25 protein-coding genes are annotated in these 23139 nt (G+C 28.0%); 17 read left to right on the top strand and 8 right to left on the bottom strand.

Features of this window, described 5'->3' with window-relative positions:
• The first annotated feature begins 58 nt into the window (after nt 1-58).
• Nucleotides 59-1675 carry a glycoside hydrolase family 10-like protein gene (locus BUA86_RS14190; protein WP_072933765.1) on the top strand — a complete coding sequence of 539 codons (1617 nt, stop codon included), beginning with the start codon at nt 59-61 and terminating at the stop codon, nt 1673-1675.
• A gap of 145 nt (nt 1676-1820) precedes the next feature.
• Here the strand turns inward: BUA86_RS14190 and BUA86_RS14185 are convergent, their stop codons facing one another.
• On the bottom strand, nt 1821-2510 hold the full coding sequence (locus tag BUA86_RS14185) for a zinc metallopeptidase (RefSeq protein ID WP_072933865.1): 690 nt from the start codon (nt 2508-2510) through the stop codon (nt 1821-1823).
• A gap of 186 nt (nt 2511-2696) precedes the next feature.
• Nucleotides 2697-3476, bottom strand: coding sequence for a T9SS type A sorting domain-containing protein (locus tag BUA86_RS14180; RefSeq protein ID WP_072933764.1), 780 nt, complete (start codon nt 3474-3476; stop codon nt 2697-2699).
• Between the two features lie 123 nt (nt 3477-3599).
• Here BUA86_RS14180 and BUA86_RS14175 point away from each other — a divergent pair, with 123 nt between their 5' ends.
• From BUA86_RS14175 to BUA86_RS14150, 6 genes are all read left to right on the top strand, one after another.
• The gene (locus BUA86_RS14175; protein WP_072933762.1) at nt 3600-4724 is read left to right on the top strand and encodes a GNAT family N-acetyltransferase family protein; all 1125 of its coding nucleotides are present in this window, start codon (nt 3600-3602) and stop codon (nt 4722-4724) included.
• On the top strand, nt 4724-5881 hold the full coding sequence (locus BUA86_RS14170) for a M14 family zinc carboxypeptidase (RefSeq protein ID WP_083580385.1): 1158 nt from the start codon (nt 4724-4726) through the stop codon (nt 5879-5881). The genes BUA86_RS14175 and BUA86_RS14170 overlap by 1 nt, the downstream gene beginning before the upstream one ends.
• A gap of 28 nt (nt 5882-5909) precedes the next feature.
• Nucleotides 5910-6458, top strand: a complete 549-nt coding sequence (locus tag BUA86_RS14165) for a thioredoxin family protein (RefSeq protein ID WP_072933760.1) — start codon at nt 5910-5912, stop codon at nt 6456-6458.
• On the top strand, nt 6451-7071 hold the full coding sequence (locus BUA86_RS14160; RefSeq protein ID WP_229731915.1) for a DUF4230 domain-containing protein: 621 nt from the start codon (nt 6451-6453) through the stop codon (nt 7069-7071). Before BUA86_RS14165 ends, BUA86_RS14160 begins: the two co-directional genes overlap by 8 nt.
• Before the next feature lie 120 nt (nt 7072-7191).
• A complete protein-coding gene (lpxK, locus tag BUA86_RS14155) occupies nt 7192-8232 on the top strand; it encodes a tetraacyldisaccharide 4'-kinase (RefSeq protein ID WP_072933758.1) in 1041 nt (346 codons plus the stop codon).
• A complete protein-coding gene (locus tag BUA86_RS14150; protein ID WP_072933756.1) occupies nt 8216-9028 on the top strand; it encodes a purine-nucleoside phosphorylase in 813 nt (270 codons plus the stop codon). The genes lpxK and BUA86_RS14150 overlap by 17 nt, the downstream gene beginning before the upstream one ends.
• A 56-nt stretch (nt 9029-9084) precedes the next feature.
• Here the strand turns inward: BUA86_RS14150 and BUA86_RS14145 are convergent, their stop codons facing one another.
• The 3 genes from BUA86_RS14145 to BUA86_RS14135 form a co-directional block, all read right to left on the bottom strand.
• On the bottom strand, nt 9085-9807 hold the full coding sequence (locus BUA86_RS14145) for a hypothetical protein (protein ID WP_072933754.1): 723 nt from the start codon (nt 9805-9807) through the stop codon (nt 9085-9087).
• Nucleotides 9808-9873: 66 nt separating this feature from the next.
• Nucleotides 9874-10308 carry a hypothetical protein gene (locus tag BUA86_RS14140; RefSeq protein ID WP_072933753.1) on the bottom strand — a complete coding sequence of 145 codons (435 nt, stop codon included), beginning with the start codon at nt 10306-10308 and terminating at the stop codon, nt 9874-9876.
• A gap of 149 nt (nt 10309-10457) precedes the next feature.
• Nucleotides 10458-11399 carry an MBL fold metallo-hydrolase gene (locus BUA86_RS14135; RefSeq protein ID WP_072933862.1) on the bottom strand — a complete coding sequence of 314 codons (942 nt, stop codon included), beginning with the start codon at nt 11397-11399 and terminating at the stop codon, nt 10458-10460.
• A 226-nt stretch (nt 11400-11625) separates the two neighbouring features.
• On the opposite strand from BUA86_RS14135, the gene msrA reads away from it, so the two are divergent.
• Both msrA and BUA86_RS14125 read left to right on the top strand, forming a co-directional pair.
• Nucleotides 11626-12159 (top strand): peptide-methionine (S)-S-oxide reductase MsrA, encoded by a 534-nt coding sequence (gene msrA, locus BUA86_RS14130; protein ID WP_072933751.1) that lies wholly within the window; start codon nt 11626-11628, stop codon nt 12157-12159.
• Nucleotides 12160-12165: 6 nt separating this feature from the next.
• Nucleotides 12166-12582 carry an OsmC family protein gene (locus BUA86_RS14125; RefSeq protein ID WP_072933749.1) on the top strand — a complete coding sequence of 139 codons (417 nt, stop codon included), beginning with the start codon at nt 12166-12168 and terminating at the stop codon, nt 12580-12582.
• Nucleotides 12583-12676: 94 nt separating this feature from the next.
• Here BUA86_RS14125 and BUA86_RS14120 read toward each other — a convergent pair whose 3' ends face one another.
• Nucleotides 12677-13216 carry an NADPH-dependent FMN reductase gene (locus tag BUA86_RS14120; protein ID WP_072933747.1) on the bottom strand — a complete coding sequence of 180 codons (540 nt, stop codon included), beginning with the start codon at nt 13214-13216 and terminating at the stop codon, nt 12677-12679.
• A 132-nt stretch (nt 13217-13348) separates the two neighbouring features.
• On the opposite strand from BUA86_RS14120, the gene BUA86_RS14115 reads away from it, so the two are divergent.
• The gene (locus BUA86_RS14115) at nt 13349-13909 is read left to right on the top strand and encodes a Crp/Fnr family transcriptional regulator (protein WP_072933746.1); all 561 of its coding nucleotides are present in this window, start codon (nt 13349-13351) and stop codon (nt 13907-13909) included.
• 70 nt (nt 13910-13979) lie between these two features.
• Nucleotides 13980-14306, top strand: coding sequence for a DMT family transporter (locus BUA86_RS14110; protein ID WP_072933744.1), 327 nt, complete (start codon nt 13980-13982; stop codon nt 14304-14306).
• A 3-nt stretch (nt 14307-14309) separates the two neighbouring features.
• On the opposite strand, the gene BUA86_RS14105 is transcribed toward BUA86_RS14110, so the two are convergent.
• Nucleotides 14310-15242, bottom strand: a complete 933-nt coding sequence (locus BUA86_RS14105; protein WP_072933742.1) for an SRPBCC family protein — start codon at nt 15240-15242, stop codon at nt 14310-14312.
• Between the two features lie 123 nt (nt 15243-15365).
• On the opposite strand from BUA86_RS14105, the gene BUA86_RS14100 reads away from it, so the two are divergent.
• The 5 genes from BUA86_RS14100 to arfB all read left to right on the top strand — a co-directional run bounded on the left by BUA86_RS14100 (nt 15366) and on the right by arfB (nt 21971).
• Nucleotides 15366-16160: a LytR/AlgR family response regulator transcription factor gene (locus BUA86_RS14100; RefSeq protein ID WP_072933740.1), complete on the top strand. Its 795-nt coding sequence runs from the start codon at nt 15366-15368 to the stop codon at nt 16158-16160.
• Nucleotides 16147-19179, top strand: coding sequence for a sensor histidine kinase (locus tag BUA86_RS14095; RefSeq protein ID WP_072933739.1), 3033 nt, complete (start codon nt 16147-16149; stop codon nt 19177-19179). The genes BUA86_RS14100 and BUA86_RS14095 overlap by 14 nt, the downstream gene beginning before the upstream one ends.
• 262 nt (nt 19180-19441) lie before the next feature.
• Nucleotides 19442-20395: an aldo/keto reductase gene (locus BUA86_RS14090; protein WP_072933737.1), complete on the top strand. Its 954-nt coding sequence runs from the start codon at nt 19442-19444 to the stop codon at nt 20393-20395.
• Between the two features lies 1 nt (nt 20396).
• Nucleotides 20397-21569 carry an MFS transporter gene (locus BUA86_RS14085; protein WP_072933736.1) on the top strand — a complete coding sequence of 391 codons (1173 nt, stop codon included), beginning with the start codon at nt 20397-20399 and terminating at the stop codon, nt 21567-21569.
• 9 nt (nt 21570-21578) lie between these two features.
• Nucleotides 21579-21971: an alternative ribosome rescue aminoacyl-tRNA hydrolase ArfB gene (gene arfB / locus BUA86_RS14080; RefSeq protein ID WP_072933734.1), complete on the top strand. Its 393-nt coding sequence runs from the start codon at nt 21579-21581 to the stop codon at nt 21969-21971.
• Here the strand turns inward: arfB and BUA86_RS14075 are convergent.
• Nucleotides 21961-22248 carry a DUF1294 domain-containing protein gene (locus BUA86_RS14075; RefSeq protein ID WP_072933732.1) on the bottom strand — a complete coding sequence of 96 codons (288 nt, stop codon included), beginning with the start codon at nt 22246-22248 and terminating at the stop codon, nt 21961-21963. The genes arfB and BUA86_RS14075 overlap by 11 nt on opposite strands.
• A 99-nt stretch (nt 22249-22347) precedes the next feature.
• Here BUA86_RS14075 and BUA86_RS14070 point away from each other — a divergent pair, with 99 nt between their 5' ends.
• Complete coding sequence (locus BUA86_RS14070) at nt 22348-23067, top strand: 3-ketoacyl-ACP reductase (protein ID WP_072933730.1); 720 nt, start codon at nt 22348-22350, stop codon at nt 23065-23067.
• Nucleotides 23068-23139: the final 72 nt, after the last annotated feature.

The raw sequence follows: 23139 nt of genomic DNA, 5'->3' as shown, positions 1-23139 counted from the left end.
TTATTTTATGGTATATTTAGTACATTTGTAATGTATAATAGTCGATACTACTGAAAGAATGAATAATAAAATTGGAAAAATAATAGGGTTATTTTGCTTTATCTTAATAATACTAAGTTCGTGTTCTACAAGTAAAACACATAAAAAAGTTGTTTATAAACGCGTACCAAAAACTACTACTAAACCAGTTCAACCAGTAAAGAAGCCAGAAACTCCGGTTGTAAAAACTGAAACAGAAAAACCTAACACAGGTGTTTTTAAAGTTACTTTACCAGAAGTTAACAGAGAGTTTCGCGCTGCGTGGGTTGCTACAGTTGCCAATATCAACTGGCCATCTAAAAGAAATCTTACAACAGAACAGCAAAAAGAAGAAGCTATAAAATTATTAGACATGTTAGAAGATAATAATTTTAATGCGGTAATCTTTCAGGCAAGACCATCGGCTGATGCATTATACAAAAGTAGCTTAGAACCATGGTCATATTTCTTAACAGGAGAGCAGGGGAAAAGTCCATATCCATATTATGATCCATTACAATTTTGGATAGAAGAAGCGCATAAAAGAGGAATAGAGTTACACGTATGGTTAAATCCTTATCGCGCACATCACAGTAGTGGAGGAGCGGTAACAAGTGAATCTATGGTAAAAAAATCTCCAGAAAATGTAGTACGTCTTAAGAACGGAATGTACTGGTTTGATCCTGCAGATAAAAAAACACAAAATCACGTTTCTGATGTCGTTCATGACATTGTTTCTAGATATGATATTGATGGAATTCATTTCGATGATTATTTTTATCCATACGCTTCTTACAATGGAGGAGCAGATTTTCCAGATAATTCGACTTGGAATATTTATGTAAAAAATGGAGGTAAATTATCTCGTGCAGATTGGAGAAGAGAAAACGTTAATACAATTATAGAACGTATATATAAAGAAATTAAAAAGGAGAAGCCTTACGTTAAGTTTGGGATTAGTCCTTTTGGAATTTGGAAACCAGGTTATCCAGCAGGAATCACGGGTTCTTCTCAGTACGATGAATTATATGCAGATGCAAAATTATGGTTAAATAAAGGTTGGGTAGATTATTTCTCGCCTCAATTATATTGGCCAATCAATTCAACAGGACAAAGTTTTCCTAAATTATTAGAATGGTGGAAATCAGAAAATACACATAATCGTCACCTTTGGCCAGGTTTAAATACGGTAGAAGTAAAAGTTTCTGATAGAACAACAGAAATTACAAACCAAGTAAAAATGGCTGGAGAGATATTGCAAAATAATGTTGGTGTTGTACATTGGAGTATTGCAGGTTTATCAAAAAATCCAACCATGTTATCTTATTTAAAAGAAGGGCCATATAAGCAAAAGGCGTTAATACCAAATATGAATTGGATTAAAGGAGATCGTTTAGCAAAACCAAGCTTATATATTAATAATAAAACAACAGATGTTGTAATGAACTGGAATGATAATAAAACATCTAATAATGTTTCTAAGTGGGTTTTATATACTCGTTATAATAATGATTGGGAAACAAATATTTTAGATAGTTCAAAAACTAGTCAAACAATATCTAAGCAGAAAAATGGTAAAAAATTAAATGCTGTTGCTTTAAAAGCTGTTGATCGTTTAGGAAATGAAAGTGATTATACGGCGGAGCAAATTAATTAAAATGTTTTATAAAGTACAGCGTACAAAGTAAAATGATTAAAGAGGAGGAGGAAGTTGTCTTCAAGATTATGAAGTATTTATATCATTAAACAAAAAAGGTTAACCAACGGTTAACCTTTTTTGTTTTGATATTTATATTTCAATATTAATCGCGTCTTCCGCCCATTGCCATCATTACAAAATATAATAATTGAGCTAATGAACCAATAGCAGCTACAAGATAAGTACGAGCAGCCCATTTCAAAGAATCCTTTGCGCCATCATATTCATTTGGTAATAACATATTTCTTCCTTTTAGCCAAGCTAAAGCTCTATTAGAAGCATCATATTCTACTGGCAAAGTGATAAATGCAAATGCTGTTGTAACAGCAAATAAAAATATACCAATCCATAATAATGTTGCATTTTTAGAAGAAATCATTACAACTAAACCTAACATCAAAATCCATTGATTTAATCGTGATGCAATGTTTACCATCGGAACCATTTTAGAACGAAGCTGTAGCATACTATAACCAACAGCATGTTGCACAGCATGTCCACATTCGTGTGCAGCAACAGCCGCAGCCGCAGCATTTCGTTCATGATAAACGACTTCTGATAAATTTACTGTTTTGTCTGCTGGGTTGTAGTGATCTGTCAACTGTCCAGGAGTAGAGATAACTTTTACATCTGTAATACCATTATCTGACAACATTCTTTCTGCTATTTCTCTACCAGACATTCCATTTGCTAAATGTACTTTAGAGTAATGCCTAAATTTGCTTTGTAGTTGGTTGCTTACAAACCAACTGATTAGCATAAAAAGACCAATAATAATGTAATAACCTGTCATGTATTTTAATTTTATTAATAGTTTATATTTAGTTACTGTCAAAAAGTATTCCAACCGTAATAATAAGACAAAAATACATTTTTTAGATTTTTATATCTAAAAAACAATAAAAAGTCAAGCAACAAAAAAGCGCTATTGAAAACTATTTCAATAACGCTTTATACTAAGTTAAAATATTAAAAGTGATTATTTTTTGATAAATTTAGTTGTTGTATTTCCATCTTTAGTCACAATATTAATAATATAATTTCCTTTAGATAGGTTAGATACATTTACTTTATCAGAATTATTTCCTGCTCCAACTTTTCTTCCTGTTAAATCATAAATTTCATATGATAAAACTTTAGCGTTAGATTTAATGTTTAATACATCAACAGCTGGATTTGGATAAACAGCTAATTTCTGTACTTTTCTAATGTCATCAGTTCCTAAACTTCCTTCACCAAATGTTACATTGTCTAATGTCATAGCCATATGATTGATTCTTGGAGTAAATTTGAACGCAATAAATTTTGCAGTTGTAGAAGAACCAAGCGCGACATTTTCATAACGAACTTTATTTTCTTCTGCCACTAATTCATATGCCTCAGTTACAGGAACAAATGTAGTGATGTCATTTTTATCTGTTAGTGTTCCGACTTGAATACTTCCTGTACTTCCTGGAAAAGAACCACCTGTAACAAATGCATCAAAAGATAATTTTTGAATGTCTGTAAATTCAGAAATCTCAGGTGTTACAAAATAAATTGGTACGTTTGGTGAAAACAAACTATAAGCTTGGAGATGAGAATTTGGAATCACATATCCTCTACTTGTTTCAGTTACTTTAGACGACCAACACTTTTGTGGTAATGCATCATTAGCAAATGTGCTAAAATCTTCGTTAATTTCTGTAACTGGTGTACAATCTTGTGCATAAGAAAAAGTTGCTAATGCAATTAATGGAATAAATAAAAGTTTTTTCATGTAAAAATTTTTTCCAAATATATATTAATTTTATTTATTCTAAATAAAAAGAAATAAAATTTATTGGTTATGTTTAAAATATATTTTTAATAAAATAGTCAAAACTTATTACATTTGTAGGCTATGAGCATTCGTATTAAAGAAGTACAATCAAAACATGATTTGGAGGTTTTTATTAAATTTCCAATGAACTTATATAAAGAGAATAAATATTACGTTCCGCCTTTTATTAACGAGGAAAAGGAAACATTAGATGTTTCTAAAAATCCAGTTTTTAAAGATGCAGAAGCACGTTATTTCCTAGCAGAAAAAGACAATAAAATTGTCGGAAGAATTGCTGCTATTATCAATTGGCAAGAAGTAAAAGGGCAAGGCAAAAACAAAATGCGTTTTGGCTGGTTTGATGTAATTGATGATATAGAAGTTACAAAAGCACTTTTATCTAAAGTAGAAGAAATAGCAAAAGAGAATAACTTAGACTACATGGAAGGTCCAGTTGGTTTTTCTAATTTAGAGAAAGCAGGAATGCTTACAATGGGATTTGAAAAATTAGCTACAATGGTTGGTTTATATAATTACGCATATTATCCTCAACATTTAGAATCTTTAGGGTTTGAAATGGCAAATGAGTGGGTAGAGTATGAATTACCTGCACCAACAATTTTACCAGAGAAAGTTGTTAAGTTTAATAAAATTATACGCGAACGTTATAAACTGAAGGAATTAAAGTTTAAAAAAACATCAGAAATTATTTCTTATGTAGACGAAATGTTCGATTTGTTAGATAAAACATACAGCGAATTAGACACTTATGTACCTATTGCTGATTACCAAATAGACTATTATAAAAAGAAATACATTCCATTTATCAACCCAGATTTTGTTAACTGTGTAGTAGATGAAGAAGGTAAAATGATTGCATTTGCTATAACAATGCCATCTTATTCTCAAGCTATGCAAAAAGCGAAAGGAAAAATATTCCCTTTTGGTTGGTGGCATTTAATGAAAGCAAGTAAGAATAACGATTCTGCTCAATTTTACTTGATAGGAATAGATCCAAAATTCCAAGGTAAAGGAGTTACAGCACTTATTTTTAGTGCAATGTTTGATACTTTTAGAAATAATAATATCAAATTCTTAGAAACAAATCCAGAATTAGCTGATAATGAGAATGTACAAGCATTATGGAAGCCTTATGATCCTGTTAATCATAAAAGACGTAAAACGTTTAAAAAAGCGATTAAGTAATGTTAGATATAAATCAATTAGAAAAAGATTATCCTAATTTTAGACAAGAAGGTTTTGATAAAAAATGGTTAAACTTTGAACAGTTAAATCATTACTTCTCTATAAAATCATCTGAAAAAGAGCAAATTGGTTCATCTTTTTTAGGTAATCCGATTTATAAATTATCATTTGGTACAGGAGAAAAAAGAGTATTAATATGGTCTCAAATGCACGGAAATGAATCTTCTGGAACTCGTGCAATGTTTGATGTAATTAATTTTTTTGAAGCAAATTCTACACTTGCTCAAACTATTTTATCTCAATTAACGATTGATTTTATTCCAATGCTTAATCCAGATGGAGCAAATGTGAATACGAGAAGAAATGCTGTTGGAATAGATATTAATAGAGATTTCTTAGCCAAACAATCAACTGAAATTCATGTTTTACTAAATCAAGTAGAAAAAGGGAATTATGATGTATTGTTTAATCTTCACGATCAAAGAACAATTTTTAATGTAGGACAAACAAATGAGCCAGCTACATTATCTTTCTTAGCGCCTTCTTTTAATTTAGAAGAAGAAGTAAATGATGTTCGTAAAAAAACGATGGGTATAATTCAAGCAATAAATTCTGATTTACAAAAAGTAATTCCAGGGAAAATTGGTCGTTATACTTCAGAATTTTACCCGATGTCAACAGGAGATAATTTTACCAAAATGGGGTATCCTTGTGTTTTGTTTGAGGCAGGACATTATCCAAACGATTATGAAAGAAATAGAACTAGAGAATACAATGCTTTGGCAATTATTTCTGGTTTAAATGCTTTAACAACAAAAACAGAGTTTCCTTATGATGAATATTCATCAATACCTCAAAACGGACAAAAATTTTTAGATGTTATTATTCGTAATGTTCTAATAAAACAAAATGAAAATTCTTCACTTATAGATTTAGGAATTTATTTTGAAGACGTTTATTCTGAAAAAAATAATTTAGTAGAACAAGTTGCAAAAATTATAGAAATAGGAGATTTAAGAAAATTTGTTGGTCATTTAGAATTAGATGCAGATAAAGAACTATTTAAAGGAATAGGAAAAGATTACCCATTACTTAATCAAATTGCAACATTTGAAATAGGAAAAATAAAGTGTGAAAATGGTCAGATTATTGACTAAATTTATATGCTTAAAAACTAAATTAACAATGAAAAAAATAATAATACTATCTCTCTTTTCAGCTTTAGCATTTACAAGTTACAGTTATGCTCAAGCAAAAGTACTTAATCAATCTATAACTAAAAGTGGAAAAAAAATGCTTGTAGGTGAATTTGAGCGTAAAGCTTTAGAAGATGTTGATTTTAAAAAATGGTATCAAGAAGAATATGATACTTACGAAGTTGAAAAACCAAAATTAGCTGGATTAAAAAACTTACAAAATTATACATTAGAGGTTTTTATAGGAACTTGGTGTCCAGATTCTCGAAGAGAATTACCACGTTTGTATAAAATTTTAGATGATATAAAATTCCCAGAAAATAAACTAACTACTTTTGCTGTAGATAGACAGAAAAAAAGCATAAACGGTGAAGAAGTTGGGAAAAATATTACACATGTACCGACAATTATCGTTTATGATAAAAATAAAAAAGAAGTTGGTCGTATTGTAGAATCTCCGGTTTCGGGTTATTTAGAAGAAGATTTGGCACAAATTGTGAATGGAACTCCATTGAAACCAAATTATTCAAATGATTAAAAATTTAAGCAGAGTAATTGTAATCATCGTTGCCTTTTTATTTGGTGTAATGATTACTTATTTTATTATCAATAAATTTAAAACAGAAGATTACAGCGAACAATCACACGTTATTGCATACCAGATAGAAAGGATGAATAAAATGGTTGTTGCTGAACAAACGTATTCTGATTTATATAACCATACATCAAAAAAATCGTTACCAGGTTTAGCTAGCTTTTATTCAGCAGATAAAAAAGTTACATTGTTGGTAAAAGCAAAAGCACAAGCAACGTACGATTTAAAAAAGATGGATATTAAACTAGATTCAGTTAATAAGAAAATTATTATTCAGTCTATTCCTCCAGTAGAAATAACAGTTTATCCTGATGTAAGTTTTTTTGATATGGATCAAAGCACATTCAATAAATTTAGTAAAGATGATTTGAATGGAATAAAAAAACGAGCTGTTGAACATGTTGAAAAAACAATAGATAAAACTTCATTAAAAAAAGAAGCACATCAGCAACTTATTCAAAATCTTGGAGATTTATATTTTCTTGCAAAAACATATGGTTGGACCATAGAAGATAAAACAACTTACGCAGGCGAACTTAAAAAAATATACGATTAATAAAAGAGCTTTTTCTACAATTAGAAAAAGCTTTTTTTTGGTTAAATTTTCAAATTGTATGATATATTTTTTTTAGAATATAATCGAAAAATAGTATTTTCGCTAAATAGAAAAACAAACATGAATTGGCGTAGACTTTTACTTCCTTTTTCTGCATTATACTGGATAGGAACTTCGGTTCGTAATGGGCTTTATAATACAGGAATAATGCGTTCTCAATCCTTTAATATTCCAATAATTAATGTTGGAAATTTAACTGTTGGCGGAACAGGAAAATCTCCTCATATAATGTACTTAATAGATTTATTGAAAAATGAAAAATTAATTGGTACATTAAGTAGAGGATATGGTAGAAAAACATCTGGTTTTTTAATTGCAAATTACTCTTCAAAGGTTTATGAAATAGGTGATGAACCTATGCAATTTTTTCAACGTTTTAAAAATAGAATATTAATAGCTGTTTGTGAAGATAGAGTTTTTGGTGCGCAAAAATTAATTGAACATTATAATGCAGAAGCTATTTTGTTGGATGATGCATATCAACATCGTGCAATAAAATCTGGATTTAACATAATGTTGACAGATTTTAATCAATTATATTATAAAGATTTTCTTTTACCAGCAGGAGATTTACGTGAGAGTAGAAGTGGAGTAAAAAGAGCTGATATAATTATTGTGACAAAATGTCCAGACCAAATATCAGAAGAGAAATTTAAAGAAATTTCATCTAAAATAAAATTGAGATCTCATCAACAATTGTTTTTCTCTAAAATTATCTATTCTAATAAACTGATTAGTAAGTTAGACGAAATAGAGAAATCTGCTTGGAAAAATCTGAATGTGATTTTAGTTACAGGAATAGCAAAAACAGAAGGACTAGTGAAGTTTGTAGAACAAAATTTTGCAAATGTTCTACATTTAGAATATCCCGATCATCATAACTTTAGTCAATCAGAAATTGAGTATATTTACACACGATACGAAAGTACGGAAGGTAGAAGTCGATTCGATAAAATTATTCTTACAACAGAGAAAGATTATATGCGTTTGATGGAAGAATCCATGATAAAAGAAGACTTGTATTATATTCCGATTAGTATTGATATAAACGATAAAGAAAAATTTAATCAAACTATTTTAGAGTATGTTAAACAGAATTAATGAAGCCGTAAAGCACATCAATAATTTATTACCAGATCAACCAGAATTTGTAATTGTTTTAGGTTCAGGTTTAGGAAAATTAGAAGATGAGGTAGAAAATAAAATTATCATTAATTATAAAGATATTCCAAATTTTCCACAAGTAACTGTAGAAGGACACAAAGGTCATTTAGTTTACGGAACTATTTTAGGTAAAAAAGTTCTTATGATGGCTGGACGTTTTCACTATTACGAAGGTTATACAATGGAGGAAGTAACTTTCCCAATGCGTGTTTTTAATGGATTAGGAATTAAAAAAGTTATTTTATCAAATGCATCTGGAGGAGTAAATCCTGCTTTCCAAGTTGGAGATATTATGTTATTAAAGGATCATATTAATATGATGCCAGAACATCCATTAAGAGGAAAAAATATAGATGAATTAGGACCTCGTTTTGTAGATATGTCAAAAGCTTACGACAGAGAAATGTTGAATGAAGCTGCTGAATTTGCAAAAGCAAATGATATTTTAGTTCATCAAGGAGTATATGTTGGTTTACAAGGTCCAACTTTCGAAACACCATCTGAGTATGGTTTAGTTCGTTTTATTGGAGGAGATGCTGTTGGAATGAGTACTGTTCCAGAAGTAATTGTTGCACGCCATATGGATATGAGAGTTTTCTGTCTTTCTATTATAACAGATTTAGGTGGACCAGAAATTTCTTTTGATGTATCGCACGAAGATGTATTAAATGCAGCTAATAGCGCAATGCCAAATGTAATAAAAGTAGTAAAAAGCGTTATCGAAAATTGCTAATCTTGTTACATTTCATCATAAAAAATAAAAGCCAGCTATAAGCTGGCTTTTATTTTTTATGATTTTGCGTTATTATTTAATGTTGTTATAAAATTAACAATATCATCAAACGTTGCTTCTTTTTCATTGAAACTAACATTGTTTTCTTTCGCCAGTTTTTTTAATGTCTTTTTTGTAAGTAAATTTCCAATACTACTTCTGTATCTTGATAAAAATGGACCTTTTTGGTTCGTAGTATCAATAAAAATAATTCTCGTATTGTTATTATTATTAGAAAAGTTTGTACCCCATTTGGTAGATTCTTTCATTAAAATACCATTTAAACCAAGTCCACCGTTTGAATTTCCTATTAAATTATTTATATATGAATTCTGTGGAATAAAGATTAAACAGTACTTACCAATGACATCAAATTTTACCCAAGTACTCCAACTATTAACATCAGTAGAATATCCTAAATTAAAAAAATAGTTTTCATTGTATTTTAAAGCCCATGATCTTGTTCCTTCTTCAAATTCCTGAAGAGTTTTTTTATCAATAATTTTTTGTGATTTTAAGATATTTGACGTTTTAGAAATAGAGTCAAATTGTTGTCTTGTTAGATTAGTTTTATTTTTTACCAAAGCAAATTTATCATTTGCGGTAATATTATTATTTATAAAATCATCTGTAGTTTTATAAAATGAAATAGGTAATGCAAATTTGTTATCAATTACAGAAACTTGTGCATTTATTATTAATGTAAGTAAAGATAGGAAAAAGGTAAATTTTTTCTTCATAAAAAATTATTTTTTGTTAGCGAAACAAATATAAACTTGTTATGAAGAAAAATTATTACTTAAAGATTATATTTTAACTTCTTGTTCAGAATTTGTACAATTACTATGTAAGATATAATCTATTAGTTTTCCATTTTCGAAACAAAGCAATATATCTTCTTCGTATATAGAAGTATGAGTTAATTGATTGAATTGAATTAACTTTCCTTGTGAAATTTTAATAATTCCAGAATACCAATCAGCAAAAACTTCTTCCTTTGTTGGGAAAATATAATTTAGCTCAACTTCGAACAAATCATCTAAATAACCTTTGAAATTAATTAAATATAATTCATCATTTCTTAATTCCCATTTTCCATAATACCCTCGCCAACAAGTTGGAGAAGGAGGTGTAAAATAGGGAGGATGATTTAAAGATTTAAAATAGCTATGCAATGGCTGTTCGGCAATGATAAACTGTTGTTGATCTATTAATAAAATTTCTCCTATTTGTGCAGTCATTTTTTTTTGTGGTTTACTCAAATTTAAAGTAGAGAACCCAAAAAATAAAATAACAAAATCACTATTTTATTGAAAACACAAAAATTGACCGACTAAAATAAATAATCAAAAATTATCCTGTCTTTAAATAATAAATATAATAATTGTTATTATTTAATCACGATTCTTTCACCTTGTTTTGGAAAAACATAATTAATTTTAAAAGGATTATTTTCTGATAATTCATTTATTATTTTTTGCTCATTATCACCTTTAGGTTTTATATGTGTAACAATAATTGTTAAGTCTTTAAGATGTTTTTTACCAACTTCTTTTGCTAATTTTTCCATCTCTTCGTTAATTAATTTTGGTGTTAAATGTCCAAAAAGTAAATGTTCGGGTTGAGCATTAGAAAAGGAAACTTCTAACATTAAAGTTTTTAGTTTTCCAGCTTTTATTTTAGATGCTATATTTTTCCAGATTATAGAAAGTTTATCAGATTTTTCTACTCTATCTGCTCCTGTATCGCCAAAATAAAGTACAGCATTTTTACTATTTTCGATTAAAATAGCAGCACTTTTTAAAGGATTTACATGGCTTAGTTCATAAACTGTTGCAGTAAAATTTGTATTTTCTATTGGAAAAGATTTTCCGATTTGAGAAGAGCGATATTGGTATTTATTAAGAATAGGACTCTCACCTTCATTTCCAAAATTTGCCCAAGCTGTATTGGTGAAATATTTACTTTTTAAAACATCAATTGTTTCTGTAATAGCATAAATAGGTTTTTTAGTATCTTCTGGCGAATTAATAATCATTCCAGAAAGATGATCCAAATGTCCATGAGAAATAAAGTATCCTTTTATATAATCTTTTAAAACAGTTGAATTATCTGTTGAAAATGTACCTTTTTCAATTCCCTTTTCAATTCCACTATAAATTGTACCAGCATCTAAGGCTAAATAATTAGTGGTATTTTCTTCTCCAATTAAATAAGAAGATAGGTTACTTTCGTTGCTTCCTCCATATACACCAAGAGGAACAATTTGTATATTTTGTGCCAAGGCGAAAAATGATAAACCAAAGCACAATGGAGTTAAATATTTTTTCATATCTAAAATAAAATTAATAGTATATTTTTCTATAAAAACTGTTGGCAAGTTACAATAAAAAATTAAGGAGGAAATTTCTTAGAAAACTATTTTATATGATACTTTATTGGAGATATAATCATTAAAAATAAAGTGATAATGTTATATATTTGTTATGCATTCTAATGTGAAATTTTTGTGCAAATTATTTAAATAAAATTAATAAAATAATATAAAGTCACTATTTATGGGAGTTGAGGTAGCAGTATTAGGAGCTGGGTGTTTTTGGTGCGTAGAAGGAATTTTTAATTCGATAAATGGAGTAGAGAAAGCTTTATCTGGTTTTGCAGGAGGTAACGTAGAGAACCCTACTTACAGACAAGTTTGTGATACAGATACAAATCATGCAGAAGTTGTAGAAGTTACATTTAATCCAGAGATAATATCATATAAAGAGCTATTAGAAATTTTTTGGAATATTCATAATCCAACACAATTAAATAGACAAGGGGAAGATGTTGGTACACAATATCGTTCGAGTATTTTTTATACTTCTGAGTTGCAAAAACAACAAGCAGAAGCATCTATTAAAGAATTTGATAATGGAACATTGTACGAAGATAAATTTGTAACTACAGTAGAACCTTTAGATAAATTTTGGCCAGCAGAAGATTATCATCAAGGATACTATAACGAAAATCCAGATCAACCTTATTGTTCAGCAGTTGTTGGACCAAAAATTGCAAAATTTAAATCGAAATTCAAACCGATTCTAAAATAATTTATAATGAAAATAGAATTAAACAGAATAAATAATGCTTCTCATTATGAAGCAACAGCAGCAAGTTCTTCTGTAAAAGTTAATATAGATGGACCAGAATCTATTGGTGGAGAAGGAAAAGGTGTTCGACCAATGGAATTGGTATTAATTGCATTAGGAAGCTGTAGTGTTTTTGATTTAGGAGAAATTTTAAAGAAACAACGTCAAGAAATTGAAGATATAAAAGTTGAAGTAGAAGGACAACGTAGAGAAGAAATACCAAACATTTTTACGAATATTCACATAACGTTTTATTTAAAAGGAAATATTGATTCTGATAAAGCAAATAAAGCCGCAGAATTAGCTGTAAAAAAATATTGTAGTGTACACGATATGTTGGCTAATGGTGGAATTGATATTACGTATGAGATTATTTTAAACTGATAGATAATATAGGGTAATATAAAAGCAAAAATCCGTCTTCATATTGATTTGAAAACGGATTTTTTACATGAAATAGTAAGTTATTAAGTATTTATTAAGCTATTACAAAAGAATTTTGAAAAATCTCAATTTTCTCTGCAATTGTATTTTTAAGCTCTTCGTTAGTAATTTCACCATTTTTAAAATTATCATTAAAAAATGGAAAAGTAGAACTTGCTATAATTTCTCCACTAGCAAACATTCCGAAATATTTTGTTGCAACTTCCATTACATTTCCACCACCATAACTTCCTGGAGAAGTACTTAATAATAAAAGTTTTTTCTCTTTTAAGAACGCCATATCGATACGAGAAACCCAATCTAAAATATTTTTTAAAGCAACAGAAAAATTACCATTATGCTCAGCTAAAGAAATAATTAAACCATCTGCAGCTTCCACTTTTTTATGAAAATCAACAGCTAATTCAGGAAAACCATTTTCTATTTGACGATCTATAGAATAAATAGGCATCTCAAAATCGTTAATATCAACTAAGTCAATTTCAACGTTTTCTAATTTTCCTAAAGTATAATTTAATAATTCTTTGTTTATTGAGTTTTTGCTGTTACTACCAGCAAATGCTAAAATTTTCATATTTTATTTTTGTTATTGTATGACGCAAATTTAAAACAGACCAAAATTATTTTTATTGATGTATGTTAGGATTTTAATTTTTTTTCAAAAAAAATATGTTCAAATGTTTATTTTTACTCTATAAACTATACCATGTATATTGAAGAAATTTTAAAAGATTTTTCTACATTAAGTAATGAATCTTTACAATTAATAATAAGTAAGATAAAATTAGTGTCGCTTCCTAAAAATACAATTTTAATGGATGCTGATAAAATTGAAAAAAAGGTTTATTTCATAAGAAAAGGAATGGCTAGAGCTTATACAATAGATGATGGTAACGAAATTACTTTTTGGTTTGGAAGAGAAGGAGATTGTATTCTTTCTATGAGAAGTTATGTTATAAATAAACCAAGCTACGAAACAATACAATTATTGGAAGATTGTGAATTGTATGAGATAGAAATGAAAGAGTTATTTGATTTATATTTATCAAATTTAGAAATAGCCAACTGGGGAAGAAAGTTTGCAGAAATAGAATTAATAAATACAGAAGAAAGATTCATCTCTAGGCAAATAGGAACAGCAAAGAATCGTTATGAAAAACTTTTAACAGAAAATCCATCTTTAATAAATAGAGTACAATTAGGATATATAGCATCTTATTTAGGAATTTCTCAAGTTACTTTAAGTAGAATTCGTTCCGAAATTTAATTGGTTTATTTTTTTACATATGTAAAAAAATAAACCAATTAAAGGATCCAACTTTGCATAAAAAAAGAAAATGAATTGGATTTTATTAATTTTAGGAGGGCTTTTCGAAATAGGGTTTACTTCTTCTTTAGGAAAGGCAAAAGAAACAACAGGTTCTACCATGTATTTATGGTATACTAGTTTTGCCATATGTTTGGTAGCAAGTATGACACTTCTAATAAAAGCCACTAAAACATTACCATTAGGAACAGCTTATGCCGTTTGGACAGGAATTGGAGCTGTAGGAACTGTATTAATTGGAATTATCTTTTTTAAAGAAGATATTAGCTTTTGGCGAATATTTTTTATTATTACATTAATAGGTTCAATATTAGGTTTAAAATTAGTTTCTCATTAGAAACTAATTTTCCGAAACCTTTTTAATGTGATTAAGTACACGATAATGTATTTTATGAATGATGTGATTACTCCATAATCTCCAATAAAATTCCGGATAAATATGATGCGTGTACCAAGTAGTACCAATTAATTCGGTTTTATTTTGACTAATTTTCTTTAATCTGAATTCCCCATTTTTCGAAATAAAATAATCATGTAAATGTGCTGCATCAAAATCCCAATAAGAAATTTCTTTCATTGGTGCAGGTTGTTCTAACACATCAAAAGCTAAATGATGTGGAGCATTCCAAGTTGTAATAGGCTCTACAAAACTACCAGTTGTAAAATTACAATACCTAATTGCACCTATTCCTTTACCATCAATTGTAGCATTAATTGGATAAGCAATTCCAGCTCTAAATAAAAGTTCTTTTGGCTCTTCTAATTCTGGGAAAGTAATTACATTTTCCCATACTTTTTCTATTGGTGCATCTATAATAATAGAAGTTGTTACATGAGATACTGATGGAATATTCTCTTTTTCTACAAATGATACTCCAATAATAGAAATAGAAAATAATACGATAATAGAATTAATATTTCTTACACTTTTATCAATATAAAGAAATGTTGTAAGTGCACCTATCGCAGAAAAAGCCAATAAAATAGGAGATGCCATTGCAACACAAATTAAACCTTCTATTGCTACTACCATTATTCCCAATGAAATAATCATAATGTTTAAAAAGCTTAATAATATTACTTTTTTTATGCTAAAAATATCATTTCTGTATTTTTTTAATAAAATAGTTGTTAAAAAGCCAATAAAAAAAGGTAACAAAAGAAAAATAGCTATACCATAAGATTCTGTTATTTTAAGTCCCACAAATAGAATAATTAATCCGACAAATACAGGGATATAGATATGTAAATAATTAGTAGAATTTTTTTTCATTTATAGATTGTTATGTTGCAAAAGTAGAGAAAATAAGGTTCTATTAATTTCAAATGATTGTAAAATTCATAAATATAAAGTAAATTTAAGGCTTATAGAATCGACAAAACCAAATCACCCCCAATGAAAAGTTACAAAGCACTAATAATTGATGACGAACATTTTGCACAAGAAGGTTTAAAGAAGATAATAGAACATATTTTTCCTGATTTTTTTATATCAATTGATTTAGCAATGTCTGTGAGAGATGGTGTAGAAAAAATAAAAGATAATAATCCTGATATTGTATTTTTGGATATTCATATGCCAGATGAATATGGTTTTAAATTATTCGATTATTTCGATGAAATATCTTTCGAAGTAATTTTTACTACTGCACATTCAGATTATGTTTTACAAGCGGTAAACCAATGGGGATGCTTGGGGTATTTAATGAAACCTATTGTTATTGATGAATTAAAAACATTAATTTATCGTTTTGAAAATAAACGAAATAATCCTTTAGAAATAAAAAATCAATCCTTATTAAAAGAAGATTTGGATGAAGGACTATCGAATGCGAATTTAAAATATTCTTTCAAAAACGAGCATGGTGTAATATTAATCTCTACAATTACAGAGGTTTTCGTTATCAAGATAGAAGAAATTGTATACTGCAAAGCAGACGATAGTTATTGCACCATATATACAAAAGATAAGGCTTTTGTTGTAACAAAAACTTTAAAAGACGTTGAATCATTAATTAATCAATCTAGTTTTTTCAGAATTAATAGATCTTATTTAGTAAATATAAATTTTGCAAAAAGAATAGATAAACGAAATAATATTTTAGAATTAAATTGTATACCTGAAACAGGAGAGAAGAATCTACCTGTCACAACTTTAGGATATAAAAATTTATCAAATGTCGTTTCATAAATATATATTATTCTTTCTATTATTGTTTTCGAAACAATTATTATTTGGTCAATTTATCTTTACTAAGCAATACACTTATAAAGATGGTTTACCATCAAATGAGATAAATTGTATTTATAAAGATTCCAGAAATATACTTTGGATAGGGACTCGCTATGGTGTTTATGTAAAAGACATGAGCGAGTTTAAAATGATAAAGCGATTTCAAGAAAAACAATTCAATAAAATTTCTAGTATTGTAGAAGATGGTGGAAAAAATATATGGTTTGCTAGTTATGGACAAGGTCTATTAAAATTTTCAGGAAAAAATTTTTCTGTAATCAACAAAGAAAATGGACTTGTTTCTAATAGAGTAAAGGGGTTATTTTATGATAAAGATTTTATTTATGTTGCAACACAAGGAGGCGTCTCAATTATCGATATAAAAAATAATAAAATTTATAATCCTTCTTTTGTAAAAAAAGATAATCTGATTTTCGAAGCATTATCATTTTTTAAATATAAAAATAAAATTTATGTATCCACTTCTGATCACGGAGTTTTAGAAGTTTCCTTAAATAATTTAAAATTAGTAAATCCATACAGTAGAATTAATTTTAGTTTTTTACATAACGAAGACTTTTTTTTAACGTCAGAAAGCGGATTGACTAAAATACCAATAAACGATTTTCTATTAAATAAATCTACATATAAAAACTATCAATATCCAACATTTAGAGATTATGCATATTCTGATGATGAAAAATCTATTTATGCTACAGGTTTCTTTTCTGCTACAGGTAATGGAATGGTTGCAGAAATTAAAAGTGACACGATAATAAACCAAACCGAAAAATTTAAAATCACTTCCGAATATATCAGTAATATATTAAATGATAGTCCAAGAAAAATACTATATATAGGAACAACAGATCAAGGATTGTATGAAGTACATTTAGATCATTTTCTTGATTTTACAAAGATAAATAATGAGAAAATAATCGGAATATATAACTACAATAATTCTCAATATTTTCTATCTCCGTTTGGTCTTTATTTGAAAAAGAATAATCAAACAAAAATTATTAAGAAAAGAGAAGAATTTTTCAGGTATGTGCATCAGAAAAGAGGAGATCATCAAAAAATAAAGACAGAAAATAATAAAAATTTCATTGAAATTGATTTTAATCTTCCAGAAGATAAACTACGATTTTATAAAGTAATAGGTCATTATAATTGTATATGGGTTGCAACTAATCTAGGAATTTTTCAACTTAATTTAGAAGGAGAGTTTGTAGATTATTTACCATATAGAACTTATCAATTTGCTTATTTTAATAATCAATTTATACAAGTTAATCCTCAAGGAGGAATTTTAATATTTGATAATATTAAAGAATTTAAGTATAAACATTTTTCTGCAAGTTTACCCAATGTTCCTCGTGATGTGTCAACCATATCTCAGAACGATAAAGCTGTATTTTTTGGATCAAATCTCGATGGATTATTTAAGTATGAGGACGGGAAATTTATTTCTTATTATCTAAATAATGAATTTAAGGAAAACAAAATAAAGCAGATAAAATGTATTTCTAATAATCAAATAATGGTTGCCACAGAGCTAGCTAAAGTATTTATTTTAGATATAAATGGTGATCATCTTAAAATCAATAAAGAATATAGTATAAGAGATTATGGAGGTATTAATATCTCTAAAATAGACAAGTTTGGTGATAATATTTTAATAGGAACAACTAATGCGCTTTTAGTTTTTAATCATGATAACTTTTTTACTGTAAATGAAGAGCAGGGATTTCTTAACAAGAATATGTATGCTTTAGATTATGATGGAAAATATGCTTATTTAGGAGTTGAAAATGGTTATTACACAATTAATTTAGATAGGGTAACAAAAAAGAGATATAAAAAAAATGAGATAATTATTACTAGTGTAAAAATTAATGATAAGTCACTTGGTAGAGAAAGATATTATTGGTTTAATTTGGTTGATAGGTATTTAGATTTAAAAAATGATGAGAATGAGATAAGTTTAGGTTTCTCTGTAAAGAATACATATTTTCCTAAGAATTATAAATTTCGTTATCGTTTAAATCCAAATGAACCTTGGAGTGAATATTTTAGTAATAATTTAATTTATTTTCACAATCTAAAATATGGTAGATATCATGTTGAATTAGAGATTACAGATATCTGTAATGATGATAAACAGATTATAGACTTTATAGATTTTAATATTGCAGAACCTTTTTATCTTAATATTTATTTCCTAATTATTTTAACGCTATCCATCGTATTTATTCTTTACCAGTATATTAATAGTAAAGTAGAAACCATAAGGAGATTTAATGACTTAAAAATAAATCAATTAGAAGAGAAAAATAAAGAAGAAAGAAAGAGATTGAAATTAGAAAATCAATTATCAGAAATAAAAATGAGTGCATTACAGTCACAAATGAATCCTCATTTTATTTTTAATGTACTTAGTTCTATTCAATATTATATTTTAGATAATGATATAGATAATGCACTTAATTCTTTAGGAAGATTCTCTCACTTAATCCGACAAATGCTTAATATTTCTACTCGTAATGAAATTAGCTTATCAGAGGAGATTGAGTTTTTAAAGCTATATGTTGAAGTAGAAAACTTCCGTTGGATGAATAAAGTAAGCTTTGATGTAGAAACAACATGTGGAATAGATATTTACAATGTAAAAATTCCTCCTATGCTTTTGCAACCATTAGTGGAAAATGCTTTTGTACATGCTTTTGATCAGAACTCTGTAAATCCTCAAATTATCTTAAAATTTTCATTTGATGAAAATTTATTAAAAATAGTTGTAGAAGATAATGGTAAAGGATTTTCTAATAAAAAGAGAAACGAAAAACTTTATGAATCTAAAGCATTAAGAATAATTAATGAAAGATTGAGGTTATTCAATCAAGACAAAGGAGAATATATTACGATTTCCTTTGAAAAATCACGTACTAGAGTATACCTATTGTTGCGTTTTAAGTAGCGAAATTGACTACCTTAGAATGTTATTTCACCCTCTTAAAATTATAATTAACGAAGTTTAAGTAGTTATATGAAGTCAATATAATACCAGCTGAGTATATTCGCGTATCGATTTCAAACTAAGTATTTAAAACTTAAACCTTATTTAACCAAACCTATGGAAATATTTTTAAGTACTCAGCGATTACAATTTTGACGTGTGAGTCAAAAAATGACAACGAAAAAAGCTACCATAACGGTAGCTTTTTTTTATATTTACCCTCATGAAGAAGGTACAATTAGGAGATACAGACTTACAGATTACTCCAATTATTTTTGGAGGTAATGTATTTGGATGGACTTTAAATGAGGAAGAGTCGTTTAATATATTAGATGCATTTGTTGAGAATGGCTTTAATGCCATAGATACATCCAACAATTACTCTCATTGGGTGAAAGGAAATGTTGGAACAGAATCTGAAAAAATAATTGGAAATTGGATAAAATCTCGCGGTAATAGAGATCAAGTTATTATTGCAACAAAAGTTGGTGGACGAAATCTTGTCCAAGAAAAATATAATAATACAAAGGCACATATAATAAAAGAGATAGAAGAATCTTTAATTCGTCTTAAAACAGATTATGTGGATTTATATCAAACACATTATGACGATACTGTTACTCCAGTAGAAGAAACATTGTCAGCCTATAATCAATTAATAAAAGAAGGTAAGGTTCGTTATATCGGAGCATCTAATTTTTCATCAGAAAGGTTAAAAGAATCTTTAGATAAAGCTTCTCTATTTAATTTACCATCTTATAAAACATTACAACCAGAATATAATTTATACGATCGTCAACGCTTTGAAGAATTTTTACAACCTGTTGCAGAAAAATATAACTTAGGTGTGATACCTTATTATAGCTTAGCAAGTGGTTTTTTATCTGGTAAATATAAATCTGAAGAAGATTTAGAACAAAGTCCTAGAGGAGAACGTGTAAAAAATTACTTAAACGAAAGAGGTTTTCAGATTTTAGCAGCTTTAAAAATTTTATCAGAAAAATATAATGTAAGCTATGCTGCATTATCATTAGCTTGGTTATTAAAACAAAAAACAATTGTAGCACCAATTGTTAGTGCAACTACGAAAACACATTTAGCAGCATTTTCAGAAGCTTTAAACTTAGAATTATCGCATGATGATGTTCAACTTTTAACAGAAGCAAGTCGTTATTAAAATGGAACATGAATTAAAACCTAAATTAACTCCTATAGTCTTATGGATAATGATTATTGGGAGTGGTTTAGTTGTCGCAAATAATTACTATAATCAACCTCTTTTATCCTTGATTTCTAAAGACTTTCATGTAAATGAAAGTGAAGTATCGAATATTGCAATGCTTACTCAGGTAGGTTATGCATTTGGTTTACTTTTTATTATACCATTAGGGGATTTATTAAAACGTAAGAAATTGATTGTAATCGATTTCTTTTTTATCATTTTATCGTTATTGGGAATGTATTTTTCTCCATCTGTAGAATGGCTATTTCCATTAAGTTTTTTAATAGGTTTTACTTCTGTTATACCACAAATATTTATACCGATGGCATCAGAATTATCAGAACCAAAAAAGAAGGCTGAAACTGTAGGTATGGTGATGAGTGGGTTATTAATTGGTATTTTACTTTCACGTGTTTTAAGTGGTTTTATAGGTGAATATTTAGGTTGGCGAGCTGTTTATTTAATAGCTGCATTTGTCATGTTTATTTTATGGATTTTAATCTCCATTTTTTTACCAGAAATACAACCTAATTATAAAGGATCTTACAAAGGATTAATGAATTCTATAATAGATCTTGTAAAAACTGAAAAAGAACTACGATTAGCATCTTTTAGAGGAGCGGCTGGTTTTGCTTCTTTTAGTGCATTTTGGACAACACTTGTTTTTCATTTAGAAGAAGCTCCGTTTTTTGCAAGTAGCGATGTTGCGGGTTCTTTTGGTTTAATAGGTGCTGTAGGTGCATTGTCTGCTGCATTTGTAGGAAGAATAAATAAATACCTGTCCACTTCTAAAATAATATTTTATTCAATTATTATCATGTTAATCTCTTGGGGATTCTTTTTTAAATTTGGATTTACATATTGGGGATTAATAGTTGGTGTAATTTTAATAGATCTTGGTTTACAATCTATGCATGTATCTAATCAGACAATTATTTTTAATTTAAATGCCAAAGCTAGTAATAGAGTAAATACTGTTTATATGACAAGTTATTTTATTGGAGGTTCTTTAGGTACTTATTTTGCAGCGAATGCTTGGACAAAATACCAATGGAATGGAGTTGTTTTTGTAGGTATATTTTTTGTAGTATTAAGTTTATTATCGCATTTAATTTTCTCAAAAAAATAAAGATTTGTTATGAAAAATTTTTCTTCAGAAATTTCCTATAAAACAGCTAGAAGCAGTGGAGCAGGAGGACAAAATGTAAACAAGGTAGAAACAATGGTTACTGCAAAGTGGCATATAGGGAATTCTATGTTTTTTACAGAAGAAGAAAAGGAAATTTTATTTGTAAAATTAAAGAATAAAATAAATACAGAAGGTTTTCTTCAGGTTAGTTCACAAGAGTCCAGATCACAGCTTGATAATAAAGAAAATGCGACAACTAAAATCTTAGAATTGGTAAAAAAGGCTTTAATTATCCCTAAAAAAAGAAAAGCTACCAAACCATCAAAAGCATCTAAAATGAGAAGATTAGATGATAAAAAACAACAATCAGAGAAAAAAGAAAATCGAAATTTTAGAATTTAAATAGTTTAAAATCCGAAGTATATAGCACATAGCAAACGGTTAACTGTAAAGAAATAATCAAAAATAATTTTAGTAAAAAAGAGATTTTTTTCGTCTTATGATGATATATTTTCATGGATAAAAGAGAACCTATTGTTCCACCAAATAATGTAGTCGTAAGTAACGTAAATTCAGAAATTCTCCATTTACCATTTTTAGCATTTATTTTATCTTGACGGAAAAATAAGTAAGAAATTACATTAATAGAAAGTAGGATAGTAAAAATATATTTTTCCATAATAAACTAAATATTATCGCAAATATAACAGAAATCTAATTTCTGTTTTTTAAACATTTATATAAATTTGAATACAATATCTCAAAATAATAATAAACTATGCAATCAATAAAAGGAAAAAAAGCCTTAGTGACAGGAGGAAGTAGAGGTTTAGGTAAAGCTATTGCTTTGGCATTAGCAAATGAAGGAGTTGATGTAGCCATAACTGGACGTAATAAAAATACATTAGAGGAAACTGTAAATGAAATTGAAAAATTAGGTGTAAAAGCAACTTATTCTGTTTTTAATGTAGCAGATAAAGGAGAAGTAAAAAAAGAAATTGAAACGTTGATCAATTCTTTCGGAGCATTTGATATTTTAATAAACAATGCAGGTATTGCTGCTTTTGGTAGTTTTATAGAAATGGACGAGGATGAATGGGAGGAAATCGTAAAAACTAATCTTTTCGGACCTTATTATGTATCTAAAGCTGTTTTGCCTTCTATGGTAGATTTAGGAAGTGGTGATATTATTAATGTATCATCGACAGCTGGTCTTAAAGGAAATGCTGTTACATCTGCTTATTCAGCATCTAAAGCTGGTTTAATCGGAATGTCAGAATCTTTAATGTTTGAGTTGAGAAAGAAAAATATTCGTGTTTCTACATTAACACCAAGTACAATTGCATCTGAAATGTCAAAAGATGTTTTAAAAATTACTGATGGTGATCCAGATAAAGTTCTACAACCAGAAGATTTTGCAGAATTAATTGTCGATATGTTGAAACTTAATAAACGAGCGCTTTTAGCTTCGGCTTCTTTATGGTCAACAAATCCATAAAAAATGCCCCTTAAAATATTTTAAGGGGCATTTTTTTATAACGGATTGTATGAAATTATGATTGTTTAAATT

It is taken from the genome of Chishuiella changwenlii, assembly GCF_900142565.1.
Lineage (GTDB): Bacteria > Bacteroidota > Bacteroidia > Flavobacteriales > Weeksellaceae > Empedobacter > Empedobacter changwenlii.
This window is presented reverse-complemented; position numbering and strand designations above follow the sequence as displayed.